A 25,278-nucleotide genomic window follows, 5' to 3' on the forward strand; every position below is an offset into this window, starting at 1 on the left:
AGACGCAATGGTCATCCCCGATCCCTCCGCGGTCCTGGAGAGACGAACTCGCACCGGATGGCGCCTCGCCGCCACCGGAGCCCTGGTCGCCGCAGTCGTCGCGGGCTTCGGCGCGGTCACCGCGCTGAGTGCCTCGGCCGCCGAGACCCTGCTGTCGCAGGGCAAGCCGGCCACCGCCTCGTCGTCGGAGAACCCCGGGGTGTTCCCGGCCACCGCCGCCGTGGACGGCGACGCCGGCACCCGCTGGTCCTCGGCGTTCGCCGACCCGCAGTGGCTGCAGGTCGACCTCGGCGCCAGCTCGGCGATCACCCGGGTCGAGCTGAACTGGGAGGCGGCGTTCGCCAGGACCTTCCGGATTCAGACCTCCGCGAACGGCAGCACCTGGACCGACGCGACCGCGGCCACCGCGGGCGTCGCCGGCGTGCAGAGCCTCGCGGTCTCGGCCACCGCCCGCTACGTGCGGATGTACGGCACTGAGCGGGCCACCCAGTACGGCTACTCACTCTGGGAGTTCAAGATCTTCGGCGGCACCACCACCCCGACGACGCCGCCGACCGGCCCGACCGTGCCCGGCGGCGGCAGCCTCGGCGCGAACGTGATCGTCTTCGACCCGTCCATGTCGAGCGCCTCGATCCAGAGCCAGGCCGACACGATCTTCCGGCAGCAGGAGTCGAACCAGTTCGGCCTGCAGCGCTACGTGCTCGCGTTCAAGCCGGGCACCTACAACGGCCTGAACATCCAGGTCGGCTTCTACACCTCGGTGCTGGGCCTGGGCCAGAACCCGCAGGACACCCGGATCAACGGTGACATCACCGTCGACGCGGGCTGGTTCCAGGGCAACGCCACCCAGAACTTCTGGCGCTCGGTGGAGAACCTGTCGGTCTACCCGGTCTCCGGCGCCAACCGCTGGGCCGTCTCGCAGGCCGCGCCGTTCCGCCGGATGGACATTCACGGCGACCTCAACCTCGCGCCGGCCGGCTACGGCTGGGCGTCCGGCGGCTACATCGCCGACTCGCGGATCAGCGGCTCCGAGCAGCAGTACTCGCAGCAGCAGTGGTTCACCCGCAACAGCACCATCGGCTCGAGCCTGAACGCGGTGTGGAACCAGACGTTCGTCGGGGTGCAGGGCGCGCCGGCGTCGAGCTTCCCGAACCCGCCGTACACCACGATCGGCACCACGCCGGTCATCCGGGAGAAGCCGTACCTGTACCAGGCCGGCGGCGCGTACCAGGTGTTCGTACCGAACCTGCAGACCAACGCGGCCGGCGTGACCTGGGCCAACGGCAACACCCCGGGCACGGCGATCCCGCTGACGCAGTTCTACGTGGCCAAGCCCGGTGACAGCGCCGCGACCATCAACAACGCCCTCGCGCAGGGCCTCAACCTGCTCTTCCAGCCGGGCATCTACCACGTCAACCAGACGATCAACGTGACCCGGGCGAACACCGTCGTGCTCGGCCTCGGCTACGCCACGATCATCCCGGACGGCGGCGTCACGCCGATGCAGGTGGCCGACGTGGACGGCGTGAAGATCGCCGGCCTGCTCTTCGACGCGGGCACGACCAACTCGGCGAACCTGCTGGTGATCGGCCCGAACGGCTCCTCGGCCGGGCACGCCGCGAACCCGACCACGGTCCAGGACGTCTTCTTCCGGATCGGCGGCTCGATCGCGGGCAAGGCGACCAACAGCCTGCTGATCAACAGCAACAACACGATCATCGACCACATCTGGGCCTGGCGCGCCGACCACGGCAACGCCGGCACCTACGGCTGGACGGTCAACACGGCGGACAGCGGCCTGATCGTCAACGGCCAGAACGTCACCGGGTACGGCCTCTTCGTCGAGCACTACCAGAAGTACGAGGTGATCTGGAACGGCAACGGCGGCCGCACCTACTTCCTGCAGAACGAGCAGCCGTACGACCCGCCGAACAACGCCACCTGGCGCTCCGGCGCCAACGGGTACGCGGCGTACAAGGTCGCCGACAGCGTGACCAGCCACGAGGCCTGGGCGATGGGCAGCTACTGCTACTTCAACGTCAACCCGCAGGTGCACTCGGACCGCGGCTTCGAGGTCCCGGTCAACTCCGGGGTGCGGCTGCACAACATCTTCACCGTGTCGCTGGGCGGCAACGGGGTCATCGACCACGTCGTCAACAACACCGGCGGCCCCGCGCAGGGGACGGCGACGGTGCCGGTCAACATCGTCAACTTCCCGTAGGAGGCACCTCTCCGGAGCCGCGCGGGATCAGCGTCGTCGCCACGCTGATCTCGCGCGGCTCCTCCGCGTACCCGTCGATGCGCTCGAAGAGCGCCCGGGCCGCCGCTTCGCCCATCGCGGCCGGGTCCTGTGCGACCACCGTGATCGCGGGTTCGAGCAGATCGGCCAGGAGGAAGTCGTCGAAGCCGACGAGGGCCGCGTCGAGGTGCCGGCCGAGCCCGCGCAGCGCCCGCACGGCGCCGATGGTGATCAGATTCCGGCCGGTGAACAGGGCGGTCGGCGGCCGCGGGCGCCCGAGCAGGCTCCGGGTGGCCGCCTCGGCGGCCGGTGAACCGCGCAGTCCGTCGACCATGACCGGGCGCAGCCCGAGGGCTCCGAGCGCGGCGAGGTAGCCCTGGCGGCGCTCGCGGGTCGCCGGGTCTCCGAGGTATGCGATGTGGCGATGCCCGTACCCGATCAGGTGCCGGACGGCCCGCAGCGCACCGGCGGCGTCGCCGGTAAGCACCGCGTCGGCCGCGAATCCGGTGGCCGGCCGCTCCAGGAAGACGACCGGGACGTCCGGCGGCAGTTCCGCGGCGAGATAGCCCTGGTCCGGGCCGGCCGGCGCGAGGATCAGGCCGTCGGCGTGCCGCCGGGCGAAGGCCCGGACCAGCTCGCGCTCGCGGTCGGGATCCCCGTCGAGGCTGCCGGCCAGCACGTGTACGCCGCGCGCGCGGGCCGCGTCCTCGACCGCCCGGAGCAGGGCGGCGGAGAACGGGTTTCCGACGTCGTCGATCAGCAGCCCGATGGTTCCGGTCCGCCGGTCCATTCGGCGCAGCATGCTCGCGCCGAGGTGCCGGCGGTAGTTCAGCGCGGCGACCGCGGCGCGGACCCGCGCGGCAAGGGTGGGGTCCACGGTGGTCTCGCCGTTCACGACCCGGGAGACGGTCTTGAGGCTGACCCCGGCGGTGCGGGCGACGTCGTTCATCGTCGGCCTCCCCTCCGTCATGGTCCCCCCTGAGTAGATCGACATCTAATGATGATCACGCAATGCAACGATACGGAAACTAATTGTTGACACTCGATGCGGCGAGACGTCTACTGCAAGACAACGTTGTCTCGCTATTTCGGCTAAATCGATTTGGAGGGGGACATGCGCCAATCAATGCTGATCAAGCGCGGGCGCCTCGGGCCCGCGCTGGTCGCGGTCGCCGTGGTGATCGGAACCGCGGCCTGCGGCGGCGATGACTCCGGCGGCGAGGAGATCGTCGGTCTGATCACCAAGACGGACACGAACCCCTTCTTCGTCAAGATGAAGGAGGGCGCCCAGCAGGCCGCGGACTCGGCCGGCCTGTCGCTGCAGACCTTCGCCGGCAAGCAGGACGGCGACAACGAGGCGCAGGTGCAGGCGATCGAGAGCCTGATCTCCGCCGGTGCCCGGGGCTTCCTGATCACCCCGAGCGACTCGAAGGCGATCGTCCCGGCGATCGACAAGGCCAAGCAGCAGGGCATGCTCGTCATCGCCCTGGACACCCCGACCGACCCACCCGACGCGGCCGACGCGACCTTCGCCACCGACAACTACCAGGCCGGCAAGCTCATCGGGCAGTGGGCGAAGGCGAAGTTCGAGGCCGACGGCAAACAGGCGAAGATCGCCATGCTCGACCTCAACGCCAACCAGGTCTCCGTCGACGTCAAGCGCGACCAGGGCTTCCTGGACGGCTTCGGCATCCCGGTCGGCGACCCGAACAAGATCGGCGACGAGAACGACCCGCGGATCTCCGGGCACGACGTGACCGACGGCGCCGAGGACGGCGGCCGAACCGCGATGGAGAACCTGCTCCAGAAGGACCCGTCGATCAATCTCGTCTACACGATCAACGAGCCCGCGGCGGCCGGCGCCTACCAGGCGATCAAGGCGGCCGGTAAGGACAAGGCCGTCACCATCGTCTCGATCGACGGCGGCTGCCCCGGCGTCGACAACGTCAAGGCCGGCGTCATCGGCGCGACCTCCATGCAGTTCCCGCTCAAGATGGCCTCGCTCGGCATCGAGGCGCTCGACAAGTTCATCGAGGACGGCACCAAGCCGCAGGCGACCGAGGGCAAGGACTTCGTCGACACCGGCGTCACGCTGATCACCGACCAGCCGCAGACCGGACTCGACGCCGAGGACTCGGCCTGGGGCAAACAGAACTGCTGGGGCTGACGATGACGACCGTCACGAAGGAACCACCACCGCCGCAGGACTTCGAGGTCCGGCACAACGACTCGCTCGGGCTGCGCCTGCAGCACCTGCTGCACGGCAACCCGACGCTCGGCCCCCTGGCCGTGCTGGTCATGGCGATCATCGCGTTCTCGATCGCCAACCAGCGGTTCTTCTCGGCACCGAACCTGTCCCTGGTGCTGGCGCAGGTCACCGTCATCGCGGTGCTCGCGCTCGGGCAGACCCTGATCATCCTGACCGCCGGCATCGACCTGTCGGTCGGCGCGATCGCCGTCTTCTCGTCGATCCTGATGGCCAACTTCGCCACCAAGCTCGGCATGCCGGGCGTCCTGGCGCTGCTGCTCGGCCTCGCCTGCGGCACGGCGATGGGCGCGCTCAACGGCTTCCTGGTCACCAAGATCAAGCTGCCGCCGTTCATCGTCACGCTCGGCACGCTGAGCATCTTCTTCTCGCTCAACTCGGTGGTGTCCAAGAGCGAGACCGTCCGCGGCTCGGACATGCCGGACATCCTCACCTGGACCGGCACTACGATCCCGATCGGCGGCTTCCGGCTCACCTACGGCTCGATCATCATGCTGCTGCTCTTCGCGTTCTTCTTCTACGCCCTCGGCTCGACGGCCTGGGGCAAGCACGTCTACGCGACCGGCGACGATCTCGAGGCGGCCCGCCTGGCGGGCATCCGGACCAACCGCGTGCTCTTCTCGGTCTACACGGTGGCCGGCCTGCTCTACGCGGTCGGCGCGTGGATCCTCATCGGCCGGCTGGCGTCGGCCAGCCCCAACGTCGGCATCGACTACAACCTCGACTCGATCACGGCGGTCGTGCTCGGCGGCACCAGCCTCTTCGGCGGCCGCGGAGGGGTGCTCGGCACCCTGATCGGCGCGCTGATCGTCGGCGTGTTCCGCAACGGCCTGCAGCTCGCGGGCGTCGAGGTCGTCTGGCAGGGCTTCGCGATCGGCCTGCTCGTCCTGGTGGCCGTCTCGCTGGACCAGTGGATCAGGAAGGTGAAAACGTGACGACGCCGGTTCTGCAAGCGCGCGGCATCACCAAGCGGTACGGCCGCGTCACGGCCATCGAGAACAGCGATCTCGAGCTGTACCCCGGCGAGATCCTCGCCGTGATCGGCGACAACGGCGCCGGGAAATCGAGCCTGATCAAGGCGCTGTCCGGGGCGTTGATCCCGGACAGCGGCGAGATCTACCTGGACGGCGAGCAGGTCCAGTTCCGCAATCCGATGGACGCGCGCGCGGCCGGGATCGAGACGGTCTACCAGACCCTCGCGGTGGCGCCGGGCCTGGACATCGCCGACAACCTGTTCCTCGGCCGCGAGGAACGCAAGCCGGGCGTGCTCGGCTCGGTGTTCCGGCTGCTGGACAAGTCGCACATGCGCTCGGAGGCGAAACGCCACATGAGCGACCTGGGCGTGGCGACCCTGCAGAACATCGGCCAGGCGGTGGAGTCCCTCTCCGGCGGCCAGCGCCAGGCGGTCGCGGTGGCCCGCTCGGCGGCGTTCGGCAGCAAGGTGGTGATCCTGGACGAGCCGACCGCGGCGCTGGGCGTCAAGGAGGGCAACCGCGTCCTTCAGCTGATCCGCGACGTGCGCGACCGGGGCCTGCCGGTGATTCTGATCAGCCACAACATGCCGCACGTCTTCGAGGTGGCGGACCGGATCCACATCCAGCGGCTGGGCCGCCGGGCGACGGTGATCACCCCGAAGAGCCACTCGATGTCGGAGGCGGTGGCCATCATGACGGGCGCGGCCGAGCCGCCGCCGCAGGCCGCATAGACATTGCCCCGCGGGAGGCCGCCGCCTGACGAGGCGGCGGTCTTCCTATGCGCCCCAGCCGGCCTGCCGGCCGCCGACCCTGTCCCGCACGATCCGCTCCTGGTAGCCGCTGGCGCGGTAGGCCGCGACCGGGTCCGGGTCCAGGCCCGCGTCCGCGCGCACCTCGCCGAGCAGCGGCCGGACGTCGGTGTTGTACGCGTCCATCAGCACCGCGTTCGCCGCCAGCACGTCGCCGTCGTGCTGCGCCTTGGCGAGGGCGTCGCGGTCGACCAGCAGCGCCTTCGCCGTCGCCTCCTGGATGTTCATGACCGAGCGGATGATGGCCGGGATCTTCGCCTCGATGTTGTGGCACTGGTCGAGCATGAAGTTGATGCCGTACGCCGGGTCGAGGGCGTCGCCGCGCACGATCTCGTACATGATGCGGAAGAGCTGGAACGGGTCGGCCGCGCCCGCCATCAGGTCGTCGTCGGCGTAGAAGCGGCTGTTGAAGTCGAACGCGCCGAGCTTCCCCTGCCGCAGCAGGAAGGCCACGATGAACTCGATGTTCGTGCCCGGCGCGTGGTGCCCGGTGTCGATGCACACCGTCGCCTTGGCGCCCAGCTCGATGCAGTGCGCGTACGACGTGCCCCAGTCCGGGACGTCGGTCGCGTAGAAGGCCGGCTCGAAGAGCTTGTACTCCAGCAGGATGCGCTGGTCGTCGCCGAGCCGGTCGTACGCCTCGCGCAGCGCCGCCGCCAGGCGGTCCTGGCGGTTGCGCAGGTCGTCCTGCCCCGGGTAGTTGATGCCGTCGGAGAACCACAGCTTCAGGTCCCGCGACCCGGTGGCGTCCATGATGTCGACCGCCTCCAGGAGGTGGTCGGTCGCCTTGCGGCGGATGCCCGGGTCCGGGTTCGTCACCGAGCCGAGCTTGTAGTCGTCGTCCTGGAAGACGTTGGTGTTGATGGCGCCCAGCCGGACCCCGAGCCCCTCCGCGTACGCCGCCAGCGCCGCGTAGTCGTCCACCTTGTCCCACGGGATGTGCAGCGCGACCGACGGCGCCACGCCCGTGAACCGGTGCACGGCCGCGGCGTCGGCGATCTTCTCCTCGGGGGTACGGGGGACGCCGGCCTGCGCGAAGACCTTGAACCGGGTACCGGAGTTGCCGAAGGCCCACGAGGGGGTCTCGATCCGCTGCGCGGTGAGGGCCCGCTTGACGGCGGCCAGGTCAACCATGTGGATCACTTACCTTCTGTGTCTTCGTCTGCGGAGAGGTGGAAAACCTCGGTGAGCAGGGGGAATCCGTCGTCGGGCGTGGTGCCGGCGAAGAACGGGGCCATCTCCGCCTGCCAGCGGGCGTTCACGCCGGTGGCCTCCATCGCGGCCCGGGACGCCTCGAGGTCGTCGGCCTCGACGTAGCCGATCAGCAGCCCGTCGGACCGCAGGAACAGGGAGTAGTTGCGCCAGCCGGTGGCCCGCAATGCCTGAAGCATCTCGGGCCACACGGCCTGGTGCCGCTCCACGTACTCCGCCATCCGCTCGGTGCGGACCTGGAGGTTGAAGCAGTAGCGCATGCGGGTGCCGCTCAGAAGTTGAACTGGTCGATGTTCGCGGCGGTGAACTCGGTCGGCGGGCCGAGCACGATCTCGCCGTCGGCGCCGACGGTGTAGTCCTTGAGCTTGCCGGCGGTGAACTTCTCGCCCTCCTTGCCGGTGATCTGGCCGGAGGCCAGCGCGGCGCCCGCGTACCCGGCGAGGTAGCCGATGTCCGCCGGGTTCCAGAGCGCGAACTTCTTCACCGTGCCGTCCTTGACGTACTCGCGCATCTGGTTCGGCAGGCCGAGGCCGGTGATGGCCACCTTGCCCTTGTAGTTCGACCCGCTGACGTAACGCGCGGCCGCGGCGATGCCGACGGTGGTCGGCGAGACGATCACCTTCAGGTTCGGGTACGACTGCAGCAGGCCCTGGGCCTCCTGGAAGGACTTCTGGTCGTCGTCGTTGCCGTACACGGTCTTGACCAGCTTGAGCTTGGCGTTCTCCGGCTTGGCCAGCTCGGTCTTCATGACCTCGATCCAGGCGTTCTGGTTGGTGGCGTTGGGCGTCGCGGAGAGGATCGCGATCTCGCCCTCCCCGCCGGCCAGCTCGCTGGCCATCTTGACCAGGCTCTCGCCGATGCCCTGGGTGGTGGCCTGGTTGATGAAGACGTCGCGGCACTCCTTGGCGGCGTCGGAGTCGAACGCGACGACGTTGATGCCGGCCTGGCGCGCCTGGTTCAGCGAGGGGCAGACCGCGTTCGGGTCGTTCGCGGCGATGACGATCACGTCCTGTTGCTGCTGGATCAGCGTGTTGATGTAGCTGACCTGCGAGGAGGCGCTGGCGTCGTTCGGGCCGACCAGCTTGTACTCGCCCTTGAGCTCCCCGACGGCCTCCTTGCCGCCGCTGACCTCGACGTCGGAGTAGGGGTTGTTCAGCTGCTTCGGCAGGTAGGCGATCTTCAGGCCTTCCTTGAGCTTCGCGTTGGGGTCGGCGCTGGCTCCGGCCTGTGCGGCCGTACCGGAATCGGAGGAGTTGTCCTTGGTGGTGCCGCCGCAGGCGGCGATGCCGAGGACGAGTAGTGAGGCGGCGCTTGCGCAGAGTAGGCGTCGGTGGGAACGAAGCATGGCGAACTCCTATGAGGGGGAGGTTAAACAGCGGCGGCGCGACGGAGCTTCCGTCTTTGCCAGTTGGTGCGGATCGAGGAGGCGATGTTGGGCAGGAGCACCGAGAGCACGAGCAGGGCGCCGGTGACGATGTTCAGCGCCTGGCCCGAGACGTCCTGCAGGCGCAGCGCGTTCTGGAGCGCGGCGAGCAGGACCACGCCGGCCAGGACGCCGGGGAGGCTGCCCTTGCCGCCGAAGATGGAGACGCCGCCGAGCAGGACCGCGGCGACCACGGCCAGCTCGAGACCGGCGCCGTTGTCCGCGCGGGCGCTGGAGTAGCGCAGCGTCCACAGCACACCGACGAGCCCGGCGACCGCGCCGCTGACCACGTACAGCCAGAACTTGGTGCGGGCGACCCGGATGCCGGAGAAGTGTGCGGCCTGTGCGTTCGCGCCGATCGCGTACAGGGAGCGGCCGAACGGGGTCGCGTGCAGGATCACCCCGAAGATCACCGCGAGCGGGACGATCAGGAGCAGGACGTTGGGGACGACGCCGTCACCAATGGTCCCGGTCACCCAGCCGGTGTAGCTGAACGGGAAGTCCGCGACGGCGCTGTCGCCGAGCACCACGAAGGCGAGCCCGCGGTAGAGGGCGAGCGTGCCGATCGTGACCGCCAGCGACGGCAGTCCGAGCCCGGTGACCAGGAAGCCGTTCAGGGCGCCGAGCAGCGCGCCGGCGACGATGCAGATCGGGATGATCGACTCGATCGACAGGCCCTGGTTCCACAGGTAACCCATGATCGAGCTGGCCAGGCCGAGCGTGCTCGCCACCGACAGGTCGATCTCACCGGTCACGATGATGAAGGTCATCGGCAGCGCGACCAGCATGATCGGCATCAGGTCCAGGACCAGGAACGTGAAGTTGCGGCCGGTGCCGAAGTTGCTGATCGACAGCGATGCGGCAACCAGCACCGCGCCCGTCAGCAGGATGATGATGCTGTCCCATCTGGCCAGCCGGCCCGCGAGCTCAGACATGCGAGTCCCTCTTCCGCAGCGCGCGGGCGATGCGGACCGCGACCAGGCGGTCCGCGCAGATGGCCAGGATGATCAGGGCGCCGACGATGGCCTGCTGCCAGAACTGGTTGATGTCCAGGACCGCGAGGGCGCTGCCGATGACGGTCAGCAGCAGCGCGCCGAGGCCGGCACCCCAGACCGTGCCGCTGCCGCCGAAGACGGCCACCCCGCCGACCACGACGGCGGCGACGACGTTGAGCTCGAGGCCGGTGCCGGCGGCGGCGTCGACAGTGCCGAACCGGGCGGCGAAGAGCACGCCGGCCAGTCCGGCCAGCGCGCCGCTGAGGATGAACACGCCCAGCAGGTTGCGGGCCACCCGGATGCCCGCCAGCTCGGCGGCTTCCGGGCTCGAGCCCATCGCGTACAGCTCGCGGCCGACCCGGTAGTTGCGCATCACCAGCGAGACGCCGCCGACCACGATCAGCGCGATCAGCACCAGCCACGGCAGGAGGCCGAGGAACGAGTCGTTGGCGAAGGTCAGGAAGTGCCGGGGCAGCTCGTCGGCGTTGACCTGCTGGCCGCCCGCCCAGGAGTAGGTGATGCCGCGGAAGATGTAGAGCGTGCCGAGCGTCACGACCAGGGCCGGCACCCGGCCGAAGCGGACCAGGACACCGTTGATCAGCCCGGCCACGCCGCCGATGGCGAGCCCGGCGAGGATCGCCACGATCATCGGCAGGCCCGGGTTGGCGCTCATCATGGTGGCGACCGCGAACGCGCTCAGCCCCAGCACCGAACCGACGGACAGGTCGATGTTGCGGGTGATGACCACCACGGCCTGCCCGGCCGCCATCACCGCGAGGATCGCCGTGTTCAGCAGGATGTCGCGGATGCTCTGCCCGGAGAGGAAGCGCGGGTTGCCGGCGGCGGTGTAGCCGACCAGCGCGGCCAGCGCCAGGATGATGCCGAGCTCGCGCGTCCGTACCAGCCCACCGATGATCCTCCGGGCCGGTGACGGCGTCGCGGTCGCCAGCGCCGCGCTCATGCCGCCACCTGCTGTCCCATGGCGGCGTACATGACGGATTCCTCCGTGGCTTCTGCTCGGGTGAGCTCGGCGACGATGTGGCCCTCGCGCAGGACGAAGATCCGGTCGGCCATGCCCAGCACCTCGGGCAGCTCGGACGAGACCATCACGACGGCGAGGCCGCGGGCCGCGAGCGACGACATCAGCCGGTGCACCTCGGCCTTGGTGCCGACGTCGATGCCGCGGGTCGGCTCGTCGACGATCAGCAGCTTCGGGTCGGTGGCCAGCCACTTGGCCAGCACGACCTTCTGCTGGTTACCGCCCGACAGCGTGCCGACCGGGTCGGAGAGCCGGCCCAGCTTGGTCTGCAGCTGCCGCGTCCAGCTGCGCGCCTCGCGCCGCTCGGACCCGCCGAGCAGCAGGCCCAGCCGGGCGAGCGCGCGGCTGCGCGGCAGCGTCACGTTGCGCTCGACGGAGAGGTCCATGATCAGCCCCTGCTGGCGGCGGTCCTCGGGCACCAGCGCCATGCCGGCCGCCATGGCCGCCCGGGGCGAGCCGGCCCGCAGCGGCTTGCCGAGGAAGCGGACCGAGCCGGTGTCGTACCTGTCCACACCGAACACCGCCTGCATGACCTCGGAGCGGCCCGCGCCGACCAGGCCGGCCAGGGCGACGATCTCGCCGGCCCGGACCGTGAAGCTGATGTCGCGGAAGACGCCCTCGCGGCCCAGGCCCTCGACCTCGAGCACGGTCTCGCCGACGACGGCGTCCTGCTTGGGGAAGAGCGCGCTCAGGTCGCGGCCGACCATCCGGCGGATCATGTCGTCGACGCTGAGGTCCGCGACGAGTTCGGTGCAGACGTGCCGGCCGTCGCGCATGATCGTGACCCGCTCGCAGAGCGCGGTGATCTCCTCGAAGCGGTGCGAGATGAACATGATCGCGGCGCCCTCGTCGCGCAGCGCCCGGGTGACCGAGAAGAGCCGTTCGACCTCGACCGCGCTGAGCGCGGCGGTCGGCTCGTCCATGATCAGGATGCGGGCGTCGCTGGAGAGGGCCTTCGCGATCTCGACGAGCTGCTGGTCGGCGATCGACAGGCCGCGGGCCGGCCGGTCGGGGTCGATGTGCACGCCGAGCCGGGCGAAGAGGCGGGTCGCGTTGGCGTGCATCGCCCGGCGGTCGATCTGCCGCAGCCGGGTCAGCGGCTGGTTGCCCATCGAGATGTTCTCGGCGACCGACAGGTCGGGGAAGAGCGTCGGCTCCTGGTAGATGACGGCGATGCCGGCGGACTTGGCGTCGGCCGGGCCGCCGAAGTCGGCCGGTGCGCCGCCGACGGCGAGGGCGCCGGTGTCGGGCCGGTACACCCCGGCGAGCATCTTCACGATGGTGGACTTGCCCGCGCCGTTCTCGCCGACCAGCGCGTGTGCCTCGCCGCCGTACAGGCTGAAGCTGACACCCTGCACCGCCGCGACGGCGCCGAACGACTTCGTCACCTCGCGCACCTCGAGCGCCGGGCTGGGCGATGTCACGGCCACCTCCACAAGGGTGTTTGAAATGTTTCATACGCCGTGTCACGAACGTAGGTGGCGCCGATCACACGTGTCAAGGTTCTGGTGGAAACGAAGATGTAACAGGGTCCGGGCGGGGCCGGCCGGTACCGTAGGATGTCGCTTCAACGTTTCAAAGGGGGAGTCTTGGTCAACGGCAGGACACCGTCCGTCAAGGACGTCGCCCGCTCGGCCGGCGTCTCCCTCGGCACGGTCTCGAACGTGATGAACCGGCCCGAGGTGGTCAGCCCGGCGACCCGCGAGCGCGTCGAGCGGGCCATGGCCGAGCTCGGCTTCGTGCGCAACGAGTCGGCCCGGCAGCTGCGCGCCGGCACCAGCCGCACGCTGGCGTACGTGATGCTCGACGGCACCAACCCGTTCTTCCACGACGTCGCGCAGGGCATCGAGCTCGCCGCCGAGGACGCCGACCTGTCGCTGTTCATCTGCAACAGCAACAGCCGCGCCGAGCGCGAGGAGGTGCACGTCGACCGCCTCATGCAGCAGCGGGTGCAGGGCATCCTGATCACCCCGGTCAACCCGGAGGCCGCCTACCTCACCGAGATCGCCCGCCGGGGCATTCCGGTGGTCATAGTGGACCGGGTCGGCGCCGGCGGGGTGTTCTGCTCGGTGGCCGTCGACGACGTGCTGGGCGGCCGGATCGCGGTCGAGCACCTGGCCGAGCAGGGACACACCCGGGTCGCGGTGGTCGGCGGGCCGGAGTCGATCGGCCAGGTCCGCGAGCGGGTGCAGGGCGCCCGGGAGGTCTGGGCCGAGCTGGGCCTGCCGCCCGACGACCTGATCCACCTGCCCACCGCCGCGCTGACGGTCGCCGAGGGGCGTTCCGCGGGCGAGCGGCTCGCCGGCATCCCGGCCCGGCGCCGGCCGACCGCCGCCTTCTGCGCCAACGACCTGCTCGCGCTCGGCCTGCTGCAGCAGAGCATCGGCGCCGGCCTGCGGGTGCCGGAGGAGCTGGCCATCGTCGGCTTCGACGACATCGAGTTCGCCGCCGCGGCGGCGGTGCCGCTGACCTCGGTGCGCCAGCCGCGCCAGGAGCTGGGCCGCGCCGCCGCCCAGCTGGTGCTGGACGAGGCGACCAACCCCGACCACGAGCACCAGCAGCTCACCTTCGTGCCGGAGCTGGTCGCGCGGGCCTCGACGGTGGTGCGCCCGCGGGCCTACTGACGGCCGCCGGGTATTGACCGGGCGCGTTGCCGGGCCGTAATCTCAGGTCAATCGATGAAACGTTTCAGGCCATTCGGCGGAGGACGCGACATGCCTAACCCCGAGGTCAGCGACCTGCTGTCCCGCAGCAACCGGCTCGGCGCCGACCCGCGCAACACCAACTACGCCGGCGGCAACACCTCGGCGAAGGGGACCGGGACCGACCCCGTCACCGGCGCACCCGCCGAGCTGTTGTGGGTCAAGGGCTCCGGCGGCGACCTCGGCACCCTGACCGAGGCCGGCCTCGCCGTCCTGCGCCTCGACCGGCTGCGCGCCCTGGTCGACGTCTTCCCCGGCGTCGAGCGCGAGGACGAGATGGTCGCGGCGTTCGACTACTGCCTGCACGGCCGCGGCGGCGCCGCCCCGTCGATCGACACCGCCATGCACGGCCTGGTGGACGCTCCGCACGTCGACCACCTGCACCCGGACGCGGGCATCGCGCTGGCCACCGCCGCCGACGGCCCGGCGCTGACGAAGGAGATCTTCGGCGACCGGGTGCTCTGGGTGCCCTGGCGCCGGCCCGGCTTCCAGCTCGGCCTCGACATCGCCGCGGTGCGGCGGGCCAATCCGCAGGCCGTCGGCGTCATCCTCGGCGGGCACGGCATCACCGCGTGGGGCGCCACCAGCGCCGAGTGCGAGGCCAACTCGCGGGAGATCATCGAAACCGCCGCGGCCTGGATCGCCGCGCACGGCCGCGAGGCGCCGTTCGGCGCCCGCACCCACGAGCCCTTACCCGATTCCGTACGCAGAGAGCGCGCCGCCGCCCTGTTCCCGATCGTCCGTGGCCTCGTCTCGACGGACCGCGCGCAGGTCGGCCACTACACCGACAGCGAGGTCGTCCTCGACTTCGTGTGCCGCGAGCGGATGCCCGAGCTGGCGGCGCTCGGCACCTCCTGCCCCGACCACTTCCTGCGCACCAAGGTGAAGCCGCTGGTGCTGGACACCGCGCCGGACGCGCCGCCGGCCGAGGTCGAGGCCCGCCTGAAAGAGCTGCACGCGGCCTACCGCGAGGACTACCAGGCCTATTACGAGCGGCACGCCCTGCCGGACAGCCCGGCCATGCGCGGCGCCGACCCGGCGATCGTGCTCGTGCCCGGCGTCGGCATGTTCAGCTTCGGCGCCGACAAGCAGACCGCCCGGGTCGCCGGCGAGTTCTACGTCAACGCCATCAACGTCATGCGCGGCGCCGAGTCCGTCTCGGCGTACGCGCCGATCGACGAGGCGGAGAAGTTCCGGATCGAGTACTGGGCCCTCGAGGAGGCCAAGCTGCGGCGGATGCCCAGGCCGAAGCCGCTGGCCACCCGGGTCGCGTTCGTGACCGGCGGCGGCTCCGGCATCGGCCGGGCGATCGCGCTGCGGCTCGCCGCCGAGGGCGCCTGCGTCGTGGTCGCGGACCGCTCGTTCGAATCGGCCGCGGCGGTCGCCGCCGAGATCGGCGGCCCGGACGCGGGCCTGGCCGTCGACGCCGACGTGACCTCGCCGGTCGCCGTCGACGCCGCGCTGCGGGAGGCGGTGCTCGCGTTCGGCGGGGTCGACCTGATCGTCAACAACGCCGGGCTGTCGGTCTCCAAGCCGCTGCTGGAGACCACCGAGGCCGACTGGGACCTGCAGCACGACGTCATGGCGAAGGGCTCGTTCCTGGTCTCGAAGGCCGCGGCGGCCGTGCTGATCGCGCAGGGCCTCGGCGGCGACATCGTCTACATCTCCAGCAAGAACTCGCTCTTCGCGGGCCCCAACAACGTCGCGTACGGCGCGGCCAAGGCCGACCAGGCGCACCAGGTCCGGCTGCTCGCCGCCGAGCTGGGCGGCCACGGCATCCGGGTGAACGGCATCAACCCCGACGGCGTGGTGCGCGGCTCCGGCATCTTCGCCGGCGGCTGGGGCGCCCAGCGCGCCGCGGTGTACGGCGTACCCGAATCGGAGCTCGGCGCCTACTACGCCCAGCGCACGCTGCTCAAGCGCGAGGTGCTCCCGGAGCACGTGGCCAACGCGGTGTTCGTGCTGACCGGCGGCGAGCTGTCGCACACGACGGGCCTGCACATTCCGGTGGACGCCGGGGTGGCCGCGGCGTTCCTGCGGTGAACACGTTCGCGGCGGTCGACCTCGGCGCGTCCAGCGGGCGCGTCATGGTCGGCCGCGTCGAGGCCGGCGCCGTGTCGCTCACGGAGGTCAACCGCTTCGCCAACGAGCCGGTGCGGGTCGGCGGGACGCTGCACTGGGACATCCTCGCGCTGTACCGCGGCGTCCTTCACGGACTCCGGCAGGCCGGGCCGGTCGACGGGATCGGCATCGACTCGTGGGCGGTGGACTACGGGTTGCTCGACGCGGCCGGAGCGCTGCTCGGCAACCCGGTGCACTACCGCGACGCCCGCACCGACGGCGTGCCGGAGCGGGTCGGCGCCCTGCTCGGCGAGGACAAGCTGTACGCGCTGACCGGCCTGCAGCGGCAACCGTTCAACACGATCTATCAGCTGGTGGCGGCGGCGGGAACACCGCAGCTGGCGGCGGCGCGGCGGCTGCTGCTGATTCCGGACCTGCTCGCGTACTGGCTGACCGGCGAGGCCGGCGCCGAGTTCACCAACGCCTCGACGACGCAGCTGCTGGACCTGCGCGCGGGCGCCTGGTCCGGCGAGCTGATGGCCTCGCTCGGCATCCCGCCCGCCCTTTTCCCGCCGCTGCGCTCGCCGGGAACCGTGATCGGCCCCGTCCTGCCGGAGATCGGCATCGGCACGCCCGACGTCATCGCCGTCGGCTCGCACGACACGGCCTCGGCGGTGGTCGGCGTGCCCGCCGCCGGCCCGGACTTCGCCTACATCTCCTGCGGCACCTGGTCGCTGGTCGGCGTCGAGCTGCCCGCGCCGGTGCTGACCGAGGCGTCCCGGCTGGCCAACTTCACCAACGAGGGCGGCGTCGACGGGACCGTGCGCCACCTGCGCAACGTCATGGGGCTCTGGCCCCTGCAGGAGTGCCTGCGGGAGTGGGGCTCGCCGGACCTGCCGGGACTGCTCCGCGCGGCCGCCGCGGTGCCCGCCTTCGGCGCCGTCGTCGACCTCGACGACCCGGTGTTCCTGGCGCCGGGCGACATGGTCGGCCGGCTCACCGCGGCGAGCGGCCGGGCCGCGTTCTCGTCGCCGGCCGAGGTCGTCCGGTGCATCCTGGACAGCCTGGCGCTCGCACATCGGCGTGCGGTGCGCCAGGCGCAGGAGCTCTCCGGCCGGCACGTGGACGCCGTGCACATCGTCGGCGGCGGCGCCCGCAACGAGCTGCTCTGCCGGCTCACCGCCGACGCCTGCGGGCTGCCCGTGCTGGCCGGCCCGGTCGAGGCGACCGCGCTGGGCAACGTGCTCGTGCAGGCCCGGGCGGCCGGCGCGATCGGCGGCGGCCTACCGGCATTGCGGGCCGTCCTGCGGGAGACTCAGCAGATCGTGCGCTACGAGCCGGGCGGCGACGCGGCGGCGTGGCGGTCGGCCGAGCGGCGGTTGGAGGCCTGACATGCGCATCGCGTTGTTCGTGACCTGCCTGGCGGACACGATGTTCCCGGCCGCGGCCAAGGCGACGGTGCGGCTGCTGGAGCGCCTCGGCCACGAGGTGGTCTTCCCCGCCGGGCAGACGTGCTGCGGGCAGATGCACATCAACACCGGCTACTCCCGCGACGCGCTGCCGCTGGTCCGGCGGCACGTGCGGACCTTCGCGCCGTACGACGTGGTGGTCGCGCCGTCCGGGTCGTGCGTCGGCTCGGTGCGCCACCAGCACGCGGCGCTGGCCCGGTCCGCGGGCGACGGCGGGCTGGCGGCCCGCGCCGAGGACGTCGCGGCGCGGACCTACGAGCTGTCCGAGCTGCTCGTCGACGTGCTCGGGGTCACCGACGTCGGCGCGTACTACCCGCACCGGGTCACCTACCACCCGACCTGTCACTCGCTGCGGATGCTCCGGGTCGGCGACCGCCCGCTGCGGTTGCTGCGCAACGTGCGCGGGCTGAAGCTGCTGGAGCTGCCCGCGGCCGAGCAGTGCTGCGGCTTCGGCGGCACGTTCGCGCTGAAGAACGCGGACACCTCGGCCGCCATGCTCGCCGACAAGATGCGGCACGTGCTCGACACCGGCGCGGAGGTCTGCGCGGCCGGCGACTCGTCCTGCCTGATGCACATCGGCGGCGGGCTGTCCCGGCTCGGCGCCGAGGTCCGCACGGTGCACCTCGCGGAGATCCTTGCGGCGACGGAGGAACCATGAGCACCTTCCTGGGCATGCCGGCAACCGCCCCGCGCGGCGTCGGCAACCTGCGCGGCGAGGAGCCGTTCCCGGCGGCCGCCCGCAAGGCGCTCGGCGACGAGCAACTGCGCCGCAACCTCGGGCACGCCACCACCACGATCCGCGCCAAGTCCGGCGCGGTGATCGCCGAGCTGCCCGACTGGCAGGAGCTGCGCGCGGCCGGCTCGGCCCTGAAGGCGGACACCATGGCCCGGCTGCCGGAGCTGCTGCTCCAGCTGGAGGAGAACGTCACCCGGGCCGGCGGGGTCGTGCACTGGGCCGCGGACGCCAACGAGGCCAACCGGATCGTCACCGAGCTGGTCCGGGCCACCGGCCACGACCGGGTCATCAAGGTCAAGTCGATGGCGACCCAGGAGATCGGGCTCAACGAGGCGCTCGAGGCGGCCGGGATCGAGGCGGTCGAGACGGACCTGGCCGAGCTGATCGTCCAGCTCGGACACGACCGGCCCAGCCACATCCTGGTGCCGGCGATCCACCGCAACCGCGCCGAGATCCGCGAGATCTTCCTGCGCGAGATGCCCGGCGTCGACCCGGCGCTGACCGACGAGCCGGCGGTCCTGGCCGGCGCCGCCCGGCGCTACCTGCGCGAGACGTTCCTGCGCACCCGGGTCGCGGTCTCCGGCGCGAACTTCGCGATCGCCGAGACCGGGACCCTCGCGGTGCTGGAGTCCGAGGGCAACGGGCGGATGTGCCTGACCCTGCCGGAGACCCTGATCACCGTGATGGGCGTCGAGAAGCTCGTGCCGACCTGGCGGGACCTCGAGGTCTTCCTGCAGCTGCTGCCGCGGGCGTCGACCGGGGAGCGGATGAACCCGTACACGTCGATGTGGACCGGGGTGACGCCCGGCGACGGTCCGCAGAACTTCCACCTCGTGCTGCTCGACAACGGGCGCAGCGCGGTGCTCGCCGACGAGATCGGGCGGCAGGCGCTGCACTGCATCCGGTGCTCGGCCTGCCTGAACGTCTGCCCGGTGTACGAGCGGACCGGCGGGCACGCGTACGGGTCGGTGTATCCGGGCCCGATCGGCGCGGTGCTGTCGCCGCAGCTCACCGGGGTAGAGGACAACGCCTCCCTGCCGTACGCGTCGTCGCTCTGCGGTGCCTGCTTCGACGCCTGCCCCGTGAAGATCGACATCCCGTCGATCCTGGTGCACCTGCGAGGCGAGCACGTGCGGGCGCAGCGGCGGCCGACGCCGGAGTCGATCGCGATGGCCGCCGCGGCGTACACGATGGACCACCCGCGGCTGTTCGCGGCCGCGCAGCGCGCCGCGCGGCTCAGCAGATTCGCCGGCCGGCGCCTGCCGCGGCCGTTCAACGGCTGGACCAGAAGCCGGGACCTGCCGAAGCCGCCGCCGGAGACCTTCCGCGAATGGTGGGCGAAGCGATGAGCGGACGGGACGTGGTACTTGGACGGATCCGGGCCGCGCTCGGCGGCGGCGCGGCACCGGCGGCGGCCGCCGAGATACCGCGCGGGTACTCCCGCGGCGGCGGCCCGGCCGATCTCGACCTGCTCGTGCGCCGGCTGGAGGACTACAAGGCCGTCGTGCACCGCGGCGTCGCGATCGCCGACACCGTGGCCGGCCTGGTGGCAGGGCCGCTGGTCGTGCCGCCCGGCATCGACCCTGCCTGGCTGCCCGCCTCGGTCGAGGTGCTGCCCGACGACGGCCTGGGCGCGGACACGCTGGCGGTCGCCGGCGGGGTGCTCACCGCCGCGACCGTCGCCGTCGCCGAGACCGGCACGATCGTCCTGGACGGCTCGCCCGACCAGGGCCGCCGGATCATCTCGCTCCTGCCCGACCTGCACATCTGCGTGGTCCGCGCGGACCAGGTGGTGGCCGGCGTGCCGGACGCGATAGCCCGGCTCGACCCGCGCCGGCCGCTCACCTGGATCAGCGGCCCGTCCGCGACCAGCGACATCGAACTCAACCGCGTCGAGGGCGTGCACGGCCCGCGGCGGCTGCACGTCATCCTCCTGGAGGCCGGCACATGAACGAACCGACACCCGAGCGGCGGCGCCGCCCGACCCGCATCGGCCTGGTCGCCGGCGGGCTCGGCACGTACTGGCCGCAGTTCCCCGGCCTACTGCCGCAGCTGCAGGAGTCCGCCCGGTACGTCTCGCAGCGGCTGAAGGACCTGGACGCCGAGGTGACCGACGTCGGCTTCATCTCGGATGCGCAGGAGGGCGCCGCCGCGGCGGAGCGGCTGCGGCGGGCCGACTGCGACCTCATCGTGCTGTTCCTGACGACGTACCTGACCGCGTCGATGGTGCTGCCGATCGCCAAGCGGGCGAACACGCCGGTGCTGGTCATCGACCTTCAGCCGACCGAGAAGATGGATCACGCGTCGTTCGACACCGGCGCCTGGCTGGCGTACTGCGGGCAGTGCCCGGTGCCCGAGATGGGCAACACGTTCCGCCGGGCCGGCATCGACTTCCGGTCGGTCTCCGGCTGGCTGCGGCAGGAGTCGGCCTGGCGCCGGATCGGGCAGTGGATCCGCGCCGCGCACGTCCGCGCGGCGCTGCGGCACGCGCGGCACGGACTCATGGGTCACCTGTACCCGGGCATGCTCGACGTCTCCACCGACCTGACGCTGCTGCCGTCGACGTTCGGCTCGCACGTCGAGGTGCTCGAGTTCGACGACCTGCGGCAGCGGGTCGAGAAGGTCACCGAGCCGGAGCTCAGGGCGCGGATGGACCTGGCCCGGGAGGTCTTCACCCTCGACGAGACGGTGCGGGAGGAGGACTTCGCCTGGGGCGCGACGGTCTCGGTGGCGCTGGACCGGCTGGTGGAGGACTTCGAGCTGGACAGCCTCGCCTACTACCACCGCGGGCTCGACGGCGAGCAGCACGAGCGGCTCGGCGCGGGAATGATCCTCGGTGCGTCGCTGCTCACCGCCCGCGGCATACCGACCACCGGCGAGTACGAGCTGCGCACTACGGTGGCTCAGCTCGCCTCGCAGGCCGTCGGTGCCGGTGGCACGTTCTGCGAACTGCAGGCGCTGAACTTCGAGGACAACGTGGTGGAGATGGGCCACGACGGCCCGGCGCACCTGGCGCTCGGCGCCCGCGACCCGCTGCTGCGCGGCCTCGGCGTCTACCACGGCAAGCGCGGCTGGGGCGTCAGCGTCGAGGTCGACGTGCGGCCCGGCCCGGTCACGCTGCTGGGGCTCGGCCAGGATCGGGACGGCTCGCTGTCGTTCATCGCCGCCGAGGGCACCGTCGTGCCGGGGCCGCTGCTGGCGATCGGCAACACGACGAGCCGGGTCGACTTCGGCCGCGACCCGGGCGAGTGGGTGGACGACTGGAGCGCCTCCGGCGTCGGCCACCACTGGTCGCTGTCGCTGGACCACCGCGCGGCCGACTACCGGGCGGCCGCGAGCCTGCTGGGCATCGAGTTCCGCCAGGTATGACGCGGTGCGGCATGCTTGCGGCGTGACCACCATCGGGTTCCTGCACACCGCCGACGCGCACGTGCCCACGTTCCGCGGCCTGGTCGCGGAGCTGGCGCCGGGCGTGCGCGACCTGCATGTCGTCGACGAGCGGCTGCTGGCCGACGCCGCGGCGCCCGGCGTCGATTCCCGGCTCGCCGAGCGGCTGCGCTCGCTGGCCGACTCCGGGGCGGATCTGGTCGTCTGCACGTGCTCGACGCTCGGCGGGCGCGCGGAGCGGGTCGGCGCCGGGGTGCCGGTGCTGCGCCTGGACCGCCCGATGGCCGAGGCGGCCGTCGCTGTCGGCGGGCGGATCGCCGTGGTCGCCACTGTGGAATCGACGCTCGCGCCGACCCGCTCGCTCCTGCTGGAGTGCGCGGACGGCCCGGTCGAGATCGTGGACGCGCCCTGCCTGGACGCGTGGGCGCTCTTCGCGGCCGGCGACCTGGCGGGCTACGCGCGGCGGGTGGCGGCGCACTGCCGCGGCCTTACCGCCGACGTGATCGTGCTGGCGCAGGCCAGCATGGCACCCGCGGCCGATCTCCTTGCAGACCTGCCGACACCGGTCCTGACCAGCCCGCGGACGGCCGTCCTGCGCGCGGCGGCGGCACTGAAAGACCCAGGCCACCCGGGTTCCGGGTGACCTGGGCCGCGGTGGATCAGTAGCGGTAGTGGTCCGGCTTGTACGGGCCCTCGACCGCGACGCCGAGGTACTCGGCCTGCCGCTTGGTCAGCTCGGTCAGCCGCACGCCCAGCGCGTCGAGGTGCAGGCGGGCCACCTTCTCGTCCAGGTGCTTCGGGAGCACGTAGACCTGCTTCTCGTACTCGCCCGGCTTGACCCAGAGCTCGATCTGCGCGATGACCTGGTTGCTGAACGAGTTGGACATCACGAAGCTCGGGTGCCCGGTGGCGTTGCCCAGGTTCATCAGGCGGCCCTCGGAGAGCACGAGGATCGCGTGCCCGTCCGGGAAGTGCCACTCGTGCACCTGCGGCTTGACCTCGACCTTCTTGATGCCGTCGACCTTGGCCAGCCCGGCCATGTCGATCTCGTCGTCGAAGTGGCCGACGTTGCCGACGATGGCGTTGTGCTTCATCTTCGCCATGTGGTCGACGGTGATGATGTCCGTGCCGCCGGTGGTGGTGATGAAGATGTCGGCCTCGGAGACCACGTCCTCGAGCCGGACGACCTGCATGCCGTCCATCGCCGCCTGCAGCGCGCAGATCGGGTCGATCTCGGTCACCACGACGCGGGCGCCCTGGCCGCGCAGCGTCTCGGCCGAGCCCTTGCCGACGTCGCCGTAGCCGCAGACAACGGCGAGCTTGCCGCCCAGCATGACGTCGGTGGCGCGGTTGAGGCCGTCGACCAGCGAGTGGCGGATGCCGTACTTGTTGTCGAACTTGCTCTTGGTGACCGCGTCGTTGACGTTGATCGCCGGGAAGAGCAGCTCGCCGGTCTTGGCGAACTTGTAGAGCCGGGCCACGCCGGTGGTGGTCTCCTCGGTGACGCCGCGGATCTCGGCGGCGATCTTGGTGAACCGCCCGCCGTCCGAGGCGAGGCTGCGGCGCAGCGTGTCGAGGATGATCGTGTACTCGTGGTTGTCCTCGCTGGTCGTCGCGGGAACCGCGCCGGCCTTCTCGAACTCGACGCCCTTGTGCACCAGCAGGGTGGCGTCGCCGCCGTCGTCCAGGATCATGTTCGGGCCGAGGCCGTCACCGAAGTCGAACAGCTGCTCGGTGCACCACCAGTACTCCTCGAGCGTCTCGCCCTTCCAGGCGAAGACCGGGGTGCCGGTGGGCGCCTCGACCGTGCCCTCGGGGCCGACGACGATCGCCGCGGCGGCCTCGTCCTGCGTCGAGAAGATGTTGCAGGAGACCCAGCGCACCTGTGCGCCGAGCGCGACCAGCGTCTCGATGAGCACGGCGGTCTGGATCGTCATGTGCAGCGAGCCGGCGATGCGGGCGCCACGCAGCGGCTGCGCCTGCGCGTACTCGGCGCGGATGGCCATGAGGCCCGGCATCTCGTGCTCGGCGAGGCGCATCTGGTGCCGGCCGAAGCCGGCCAGGGACAGGTCGGCGACGGCGAAGTCGAGACCGTTGATCCGCTGAAGTCGATCGGACATAAAGAAGGGCACCCCCTCTTAAGGAGGCGCCCTTACGTCTTTTGGCCCACGGCCGAGCGTGGCGGACCTGGGTCCGTCGCAGCGCCTCTCGACCGGGTCCGGCCATCATAACGTCGCCGTCTCATGATCGCCTCTTCCCGCCGGCCGTCGGGGAGGATGGTGAGCCGCGACACATCGAAGCCTGTCCGGTACGGCGTCGCCCGTTCGTCACTGTGCTGAGATCACGAAACGAGGAGCGCTGAGATGAAGTACATGATGTTCGTCTGCACCGACACCGAGCCGGAGACCGACGAGTCCCAGGTGCCCGACATCCACGGGTGGGTGGCCGACAACGACGCGGCGGGGCGCCGGCTGCAGGGCAACGAGCTGGCGTCGCCGGCCGCGGCCACCACGGTCCGGGTCCGCGGCGGTGAACTGCTCCTCTCCGACGGGCCGTTCGCCGAGACCAAGGAGGTGATCGTGGGCTTCGACATCCTCGAGTGCGCCGACCTGGACGAGGCCATCGAGGTCGCCCGGGCACACCCGATGGCCTGGAGCGGCCGCGTCGAGCTGCGCCCGTTCGCGTGACGCGATGAACGCCGGCCAGGCGGTCGCCGAGGCGGGTGCCGAGTCGCGCCCGCGGATCGTCGCCGCGCTGATCCGGATCACCGGCGACTGGACCCTGGCGGAGGACTGCGCGCAGGATGCGCTGGCGCTCGCCCTGGAACGCTGGCCGCGGGACGGGGTGCCGGCGAACCCGGGCGGGTGGCTGATGACGGTCGCGCGCAACCGCGCGATCGACGTGCTGCGGCGCGCGACCGTCGAGCGCCGCAAGCGGGAGGAGCTGGCGCTCCTCCCATCCTCACCCGTAGGGGCCGAACAGGAGGGCATGGAGGACGACCGGTTGCGGCTGATCTTCACCTGCTGCCATCCCGCGCTGCCGCTCGACGCTCGGGTCGCGCTGACGCTGCGGACCATCGCCGGGGTGCCGACCGGCGACATCGCCCGAGCCTTCCTGGTCACCGAGTCCACCATGACCCGGCGGCTGACCCGGGCGAAGACGCGGATCGCCGACGCCGGCATCCCGTACCGGGTGCCGGCCGGCGCCGCGCTGGCCGAGCGGCTGCCCGGGGTGCTGGCAGTGCTCTATCTGCTCTTCACCCGGGGGTACGACGCGGACGGCGAGCCGGCCTTCGCGGACGAGGCGATCCGGCTCGCCCGGCTGCTGGACCGGCTCATGCCCGGCGAGCCGGAGATCCGGGCCCTGCTGGCGCTCTTCCTGCTCCAGCACTCGCGCCGCGCGGCGCGGCGCGACGACGCGGGCGAGCTGCTCACGCTGGACCGGCAGGACCGGTCCCGCTGGGATCACGCGGCCATCGCCGAGGCGCTCGCGCTGCTACCGGCAACCGGCGGCCAGTACGCGCTGCAGGCCCGGATCGCCGCCTGCCACGTCCGCGACCCGGCCGACTGGCCGGCGATCGCCGCGCTCTACGACGAGCTGGCGCGGCTGCTGCCCGCGCCGGTGGTCGCGCTGAACCGGGCGGTGGCGCACGGGTACGCCCACGGCCCGGAGGCCGGGCTCGTGCTGCTGGCCGCGGCCCGCTCCGGCGGCGCCCTGGACGGGTACCCGTACGCGGTGGCCGCCGAGGCCGACCTGACCGCACGCGCGGGCGACGCCGAGCGCGCCGTGCTCCTCTTCGAACGGGCGGCCGCGGCGGCACACTCCGAGCCGGAGCGGCGTGCCCTGCTCGCCCGAGCCGAGGAACTGACCGGACGGTGACGGTGACAAAACACACGGTGCCCGACTCGGCCGAAAGTCTGACCTGAAAGCGCGGAAGTCCCGCTCCGAGCCGATGTGCCTCGCCCG

The 25,278-nt window shown here is 71.5% G+C and carries 22 protein-coding genes and 1 riboswitch; of the genes, 14 read left to right on the top strand and 8 right to left on the bottom strand.

Going from position 1 to position 25,278, the window contains the following annotated elements; genetic code table 11:
- Nucleotides 1-7 precede the first annotated feature (7 nt).
- On the top strand, nt 8-2,221 hold the full coding sequence (locus ACIBSW_RS26590) for a discoidin domain-containing protein (protein ID WP_354723980.1): 2,214 nt from the start codon (nt 8-10) through the stop codon (nt 2,219-2,221).
- Here the strand turns inward: ACIBSW_RS26590 and ACIBSW_RS26595 are convergent.
- The gene (locus tag ACIBSW_RS26595) at nt 2,208-3,188 is read right to left on the bottom strand and encodes a LacI family DNA-binding transcriptional regulator (RefSeq protein WP_354723978.1); all 981 of its coding nucleotides are present in this window, start codon (nt 3,186-3,188) and stop codon (nt 2,208-2,210) included. The two genes, ACIBSW_RS26590 and ACIBSW_RS26595, sit on opposite strands and share 14 nt — an antisense overlap.
- A 165-nt stretch (nt 3,189-3,353) precedes the next feature.
- Here ACIBSW_RS26595 and ACIBSW_RS26600 point away from each other — a divergent pair, with 165 nt between their 5' ends.
- The 3 genes from ACIBSW_RS26600 to ACIBSW_RS26610 are packed head-to-tail and all read left to right on the top strand — an operon-like array spanning nt 3,354 to nt 6,210.
- Nucleotides 3,354-4,406, top strand: coding sequence for a sugar ABC transporter substrate-binding protein (locus ACIBSW_RS26600; RefSeq protein ID WP_354723976.1), 1,053 nt, complete (start codon nt 3,354-3,356; stop codon nt 4,404-4,406).
- Nucleotides 4,407-4,408: 2 nt separating this feature from the next.
- A complete protein-coding gene (locus ACIBSW_RS26605; protein WP_354723974.1) occupies nt 4,409-5,440 on the top strand; it encodes an ABC transporter permease in 1,032 nt (343 codons plus the stop codon).
- Complete coding sequence (locus ACIBSW_RS26610; RefSeq protein WP_354723972.1) at nt 5,437-6,210, top strand: ATP-binding cassette domain-containing protein; 774 nt, start codon at nt 5,437-5,439, stop codon at nt 6,208-6,210. Before ACIBSW_RS26605 ends, ACIBSW_RS26610 begins: the two co-directional genes overlap by 4 nt.
- Nucleotides 6,211-6,255: 45 nt before the next feature.
- Here ACIBSW_RS26610 and rhaI read toward each other — a convergent pair whose 3' ends face one another.
- From rhaI to ACIBSW_RS26640, 6 genes are read right to left on the bottom strand one after another with little or no spacing between them, the layout of a single operon-like run.
- Nucleotides 6,256-7,422: an L-rhamnose isomerase gene (gene rhaI, locus ACIBSW_RS26615; protein WP_354723988.1), complete on the bottom strand. Its 1,167-nt coding sequence runs from the start codon at nt 7,420-7,422 to the stop codon at nt 6,256-6,258.
- A 5-nt stretch (nt 7,423-7,427) separates the two neighbouring features.
- The gene (locus ACIBSW_RS26620) at nt 7,428-7,760 is read right to left on the bottom strand and encodes an L-rhamnose mutarotase (protein ID WP_354723970.1); all 333 of its coding nucleotides are present in this window, start codon (nt 7,758-7,760) and stop codon (nt 7,428-7,430) included.
- Nucleotides 7,761-7,771: 11 nt separating this feature from the next.
- The gene (gene rhaS, locus ACIBSW_RS26625; RefSeq protein ID WP_354723968.1) at nt 7,772-8,845 is read right to left on the bottom strand and encodes a rhamnose ABC transporter substrate-binding protein; all 1,074 of its coding nucleotides are present in this window, start codon (nt 8,843-8,845) and stop codon (nt 7,772-7,774) included.
- Between the two features lie 23 nt (nt 8,846-8,868).
- Nucleotides 8,869-9,858, bottom strand: a complete 990-nt coding sequence (locus ACIBSW_RS26630; protein WP_354723966.1) for an ABC transporter permease — start codon at nt 9,856-9,858, stop codon at nt 8,869-8,871.
- Nucleotides 9,851-10,879 (bottom strand): ABC transporter permease, encoded by a 1,029-nt coding sequence (locus ACIBSW_RS26635; protein WP_354723964.1) that lies wholly within the window; start codon nt 10,877-10,879, stop codon nt 9,851-9,853. Before ACIBSW_RS26635 ends, ACIBSW_RS26630 begins: the two co-directional genes overlap by 8 nt.
- Nucleotides 10,876-12,381 (bottom strand): sugar ABC transporter ATP-binding protein, encoded by a 1,506-nt coding sequence (locus tag ACIBSW_RS26640; RefSeq protein WP_354723962.1) that lies wholly within the window; start codon nt 12,379-12,381, stop codon nt 10,876-10,878. The genes ACIBSW_RS26635 and ACIBSW_RS26640 overlap by 4 nt, the downstream gene beginning before the upstream one ends.
- Before the next feature lie 165 nt (nt 12,382-12,546).
- On the opposite strand from ACIBSW_RS26640, the gene ACIBSW_RS26645 reads away from it, so the two are divergent.
- The 8 genes from ACIBSW_RS26645 to ACIBSW_RS26680 all read left to right on the top strand — a co-directional run bounded on the left by ACIBSW_RS26645 (nt 12,547) and on the right by ACIBSW_RS26680 (nt 21,955).
- Nucleotides 12,547-13,581, top strand: a complete 1,035-nt coding sequence (locus tag ACIBSW_RS26645; protein ID WP_354723960.1) for a LacI family DNA-binding transcriptional regulator — start codon at nt 12,547-12,549, stop codon at nt 13,579-13,581.
- Between the two features lie 90 nt (nt 13,582-13,671).
- Entirely contained in the window at nt 13,672-15,702 is a 2,031-nt protein-coding gene (locus ACIBSW_RS26650; protein ID WP_354723958.1) for a bifunctional aldolase/short-chain dehydrogenase, read from the top strand.
- Nucleotides 15,699-17,111 (top strand): rhamnulokinase family protein, encoded by a 1,413-nt coding sequence (locus tag ACIBSW_RS26655; protein ID WP_354723956.1) that lies wholly within the window; start codon nt 15,699-15,701, stop codon nt 17,109-17,111. The genes ACIBSW_RS26650 and ACIBSW_RS26655 overlap by 4 nt, the downstream gene beginning before the upstream one ends.
- Nucleotide 17,112: 1 nt before the next feature.
- Nucleotides 17,113-17,847, top strand: a complete 735-nt coding sequence (locus tag ACIBSW_RS26660) for a (Fe-S)-binding protein (protein WP_354723954.1) — start codon at nt 17,113-17,115, stop codon at nt 17,845-17,847.
- Nucleotides 17,844-19,274 carry a LutB/LldF family L-lactate oxidation iron-sulfur protein gene (locus ACIBSW_RS26665; RefSeq protein WP_354723952.1) on the top strand — a complete coding sequence of 477 codons (1,431 nt, stop codon included), beginning with the start codon at nt 17,844-17,846 and terminating at the stop codon, nt 19,272-19,274. The genes ACIBSW_RS26660 and ACIBSW_RS26665 overlap by 4 nt, the downstream gene beginning before the upstream one ends.
- Nucleotides 19,271-19,876, top strand: coding sequence for an LUD domain-containing protein (locus ACIBSW_RS26670; protein ID WP_354723950.1), 606 nt, complete (start codon nt 19,271-19,273; stop codon nt 19,874-19,876). The genes ACIBSW_RS26665 and ACIBSW_RS26670 overlap by 4 nt, the downstream gene beginning before the upstream one ends.
- Nucleotides 19,873-21,294 carry an L-fucose/L-arabinose isomerase family protein gene (locus ACIBSW_RS26675; protein ID WP_354723948.1) on the top strand — a complete coding sequence of 474 codons (1,422 nt, stop codon included), beginning with the start codon at nt 19,873-19,875 and terminating at the stop codon, nt 21,292-21,294. The genes ACIBSW_RS26670 and ACIBSW_RS26675 overlap by 4 nt, the downstream gene beginning before the upstream one ends.
- Nucleotides 21,295-21,316: 22 nt before the next feature.
- Complete coding sequence (locus ACIBSW_RS26680) at nt 21,317-21,955, top strand: aspartate/glutamate racemase family protein (protein ID WP_354723946.1); 639 nt, start codon at nt 21,317-21,319, stop codon at nt 21,953-21,955.
- Between the two features lie 16 nt (nt 21,956-21,971).
- Here ACIBSW_RS26680 and ahcY read toward each other — a convergent pair whose 3' ends face one another.
- Nucleotides 21,972-23,432 carry an adenosylhomocysteinase gene (gene ahcY / locus ACIBSW_RS26685; RefSeq protein WP_354723944.1) on the bottom strand — a complete coding sequence of 487 codons (1,461 nt, stop codon included), beginning with the start codon at nt 23,430-23,432 and terminating at the stop codon, nt 21,972-21,974.
- Nucleotides 23,433-23,449: 17 nt separating this feature from the next.
- Nucleotides 23,450-23,528, bottom strand: a riboswitch (S-adenosyl-L-homocysteine riboswitch).
- A gap of 147 nt (nt 23,529-23,675) precedes the next feature.
- Here ahcY and ACIBSW_RS26690 point away from each other — a divergent pair.
- Together ACIBSW_RS26690 and ACIBSW_RS26695 are read left to right on the top strand one after the other, a co-directional pair.
- Nucleotides 23,676-23,999 (top strand): YciI family protein, encoded by a 324-nt coding sequence (locus ACIBSW_RS26690; RefSeq protein WP_354723942.1) that lies wholly within the window; start codon nt 23,676-23,678, stop codon nt 23,997-23,999.
- A 4-nt stretch (nt 24,000-24,003) separates the two neighbouring features.
- Complete coding sequence (locus tag ACIBSW_RS26695) at nt 24,004-25,191, top strand: sigma-70 family RNA polymerase sigma factor (protein WP_354723940.1); 1,188 nt, start codon at nt 24,004-24,006, stop codon at nt 25,189-25,191.
- The last annotated feature ends 87 nt before the right edge of the window (nt 25,192-25,278 follow it).

Source organism: Actinoplanes sp. NPDC049668 (genome assembly GCF_044465445.1).
GTDB lineage: Bacteria > Actinomycetota > Actinomycetes > Mycobacteriales > Micromonosporaceae > Actinoplanes.

What these genes read in the sequence shown, in the direction of transcription:
- ACIBSW_RS26590 (WP_354723980.1), top strand. Translation starts at nt 8, where the DNA reads ATGGTCATCCCCGATCCCTCCGCGGTCCTGGAGAGACGAACTCGCACC.
- ACIBSW_RS26595 (WP_354723978.1), bottom strand. Translation starts at nt 3,188, where the DNA reads ATGAACGACGTCGCCCGCACCGCCGGGGTCAGCCTCAAGACCGTCTCC.
- ACIBSW_RS26600 (WP_354723976.1), top strand. Translation starts at nt 3,354, where the DNA reads ATGCGCCAATCAATGCTGATCAAGCGCGGGCGCCTCGGGCCCGCGCTG.
- ACIBSW_RS26605 (WP_354723974.1), top strand. Translation starts at nt 4,409, where the DNA reads ATGACGACCGTCACGAAGGAACCACCACCGCCGCAGGACTTCGAGGTC.
- rhaI (WP_354723988.1), bottom strand. Translation starts at nt 7,422, where the DNA reads ATGGTTGACCTGGCCGCCGTCAAGCGGGCCCTCACCGCGCAGCGGATC.
- ACIBSW_RS26620 (WP_354723970.1), bottom strand. Translation starts at nt 7,760, where the DNA reads ATGCGCTACTGCTTCAACCTCCAGGTCCGCACCGAGCGGATGGCGGAG.
- rhaS (WP_354723968.1), bottom strand. Translation starts at nt 8,845, where the DNA reads ATGCTTCGTTCCCACCGACGCCTACTCTGCGCAAGCGCCGCCTCACTA.
- ACIBSW_RS26630 (WP_354723966.1), bottom strand. Translation starts at nt 9,858, where the DNA reads ATGTCTGAGCTCGCGGGCCGGCTGGCCAGATGGGACAGCATCATCATC.
- ACIBSW_RS26635 (WP_354723964.1), bottom strand. Translation starts at nt 10,879, where the DNA reads ATGAGCGCGGCGCTGGCGACCGCGACGCCGTCACCGGCCCGGAGGATC.
- ACIBSW_RS26650 (WP_354723958.1), top strand. Translation starts at nt 13,672, where the DNA reads ATGCCTAACCCCGAGGTCAGCGACCTGCTGTCCCGCAGCAACCGGCTC.
- ACIBSW_RS26660 (WP_354723954.1), top strand. Translation starts at nt 17,113, where the DNA reads ATGCGCATCGCGTTGTTCGTGACCTGCCTGGCGGACACGATGTTCCCG.
- ACIBSW_RS26665 (WP_354723952.1), top strand. Translation starts at nt 17,844, where the DNA reads ATGAGCACCTTCCTGGGCATGCCGGCAACCGCCCCGCGCGGCGTCGGC.
- ACIBSW_RS26670 (WP_354723950.1), top strand. Translation starts at nt 19,271, where the DNA reads ATGAGCGGACGGGACGTGGTACTTGGACGGATCCGGGCCGCGCTCGGC.
- ACIBSW_RS26675 (WP_354723948.1), top strand. Translation starts at nt 19,873, where the DNA reads ATGAACGAACCGACACCCGAGCGGCGGCGCCGCCCGACCCGCATCGGC.
- ahcY (WP_354723944.1), bottom strand. Translation starts at nt 23,432, where the DNA reads ATGTCCGATCGACTTCAGCGGATCAACGGTCTCGACTTCGCCGTCGCC.
- ACIBSW_RS26690 (WP_354723942.1), top strand. Translation starts at nt 23,676, where the DNA reads ATGAAGTACATGATGTTCGTCTGCACCGACACCGAGCCGGAGACCGAC.
- ACIBSW_RS26695 (WP_354723940.1), top strand. Translation starts at nt 24,004, where the DNA reads ATGAACGCCGGCCAGGCGGTCGCCGAGGCGGGTGCCGAGTCGCGCCCG.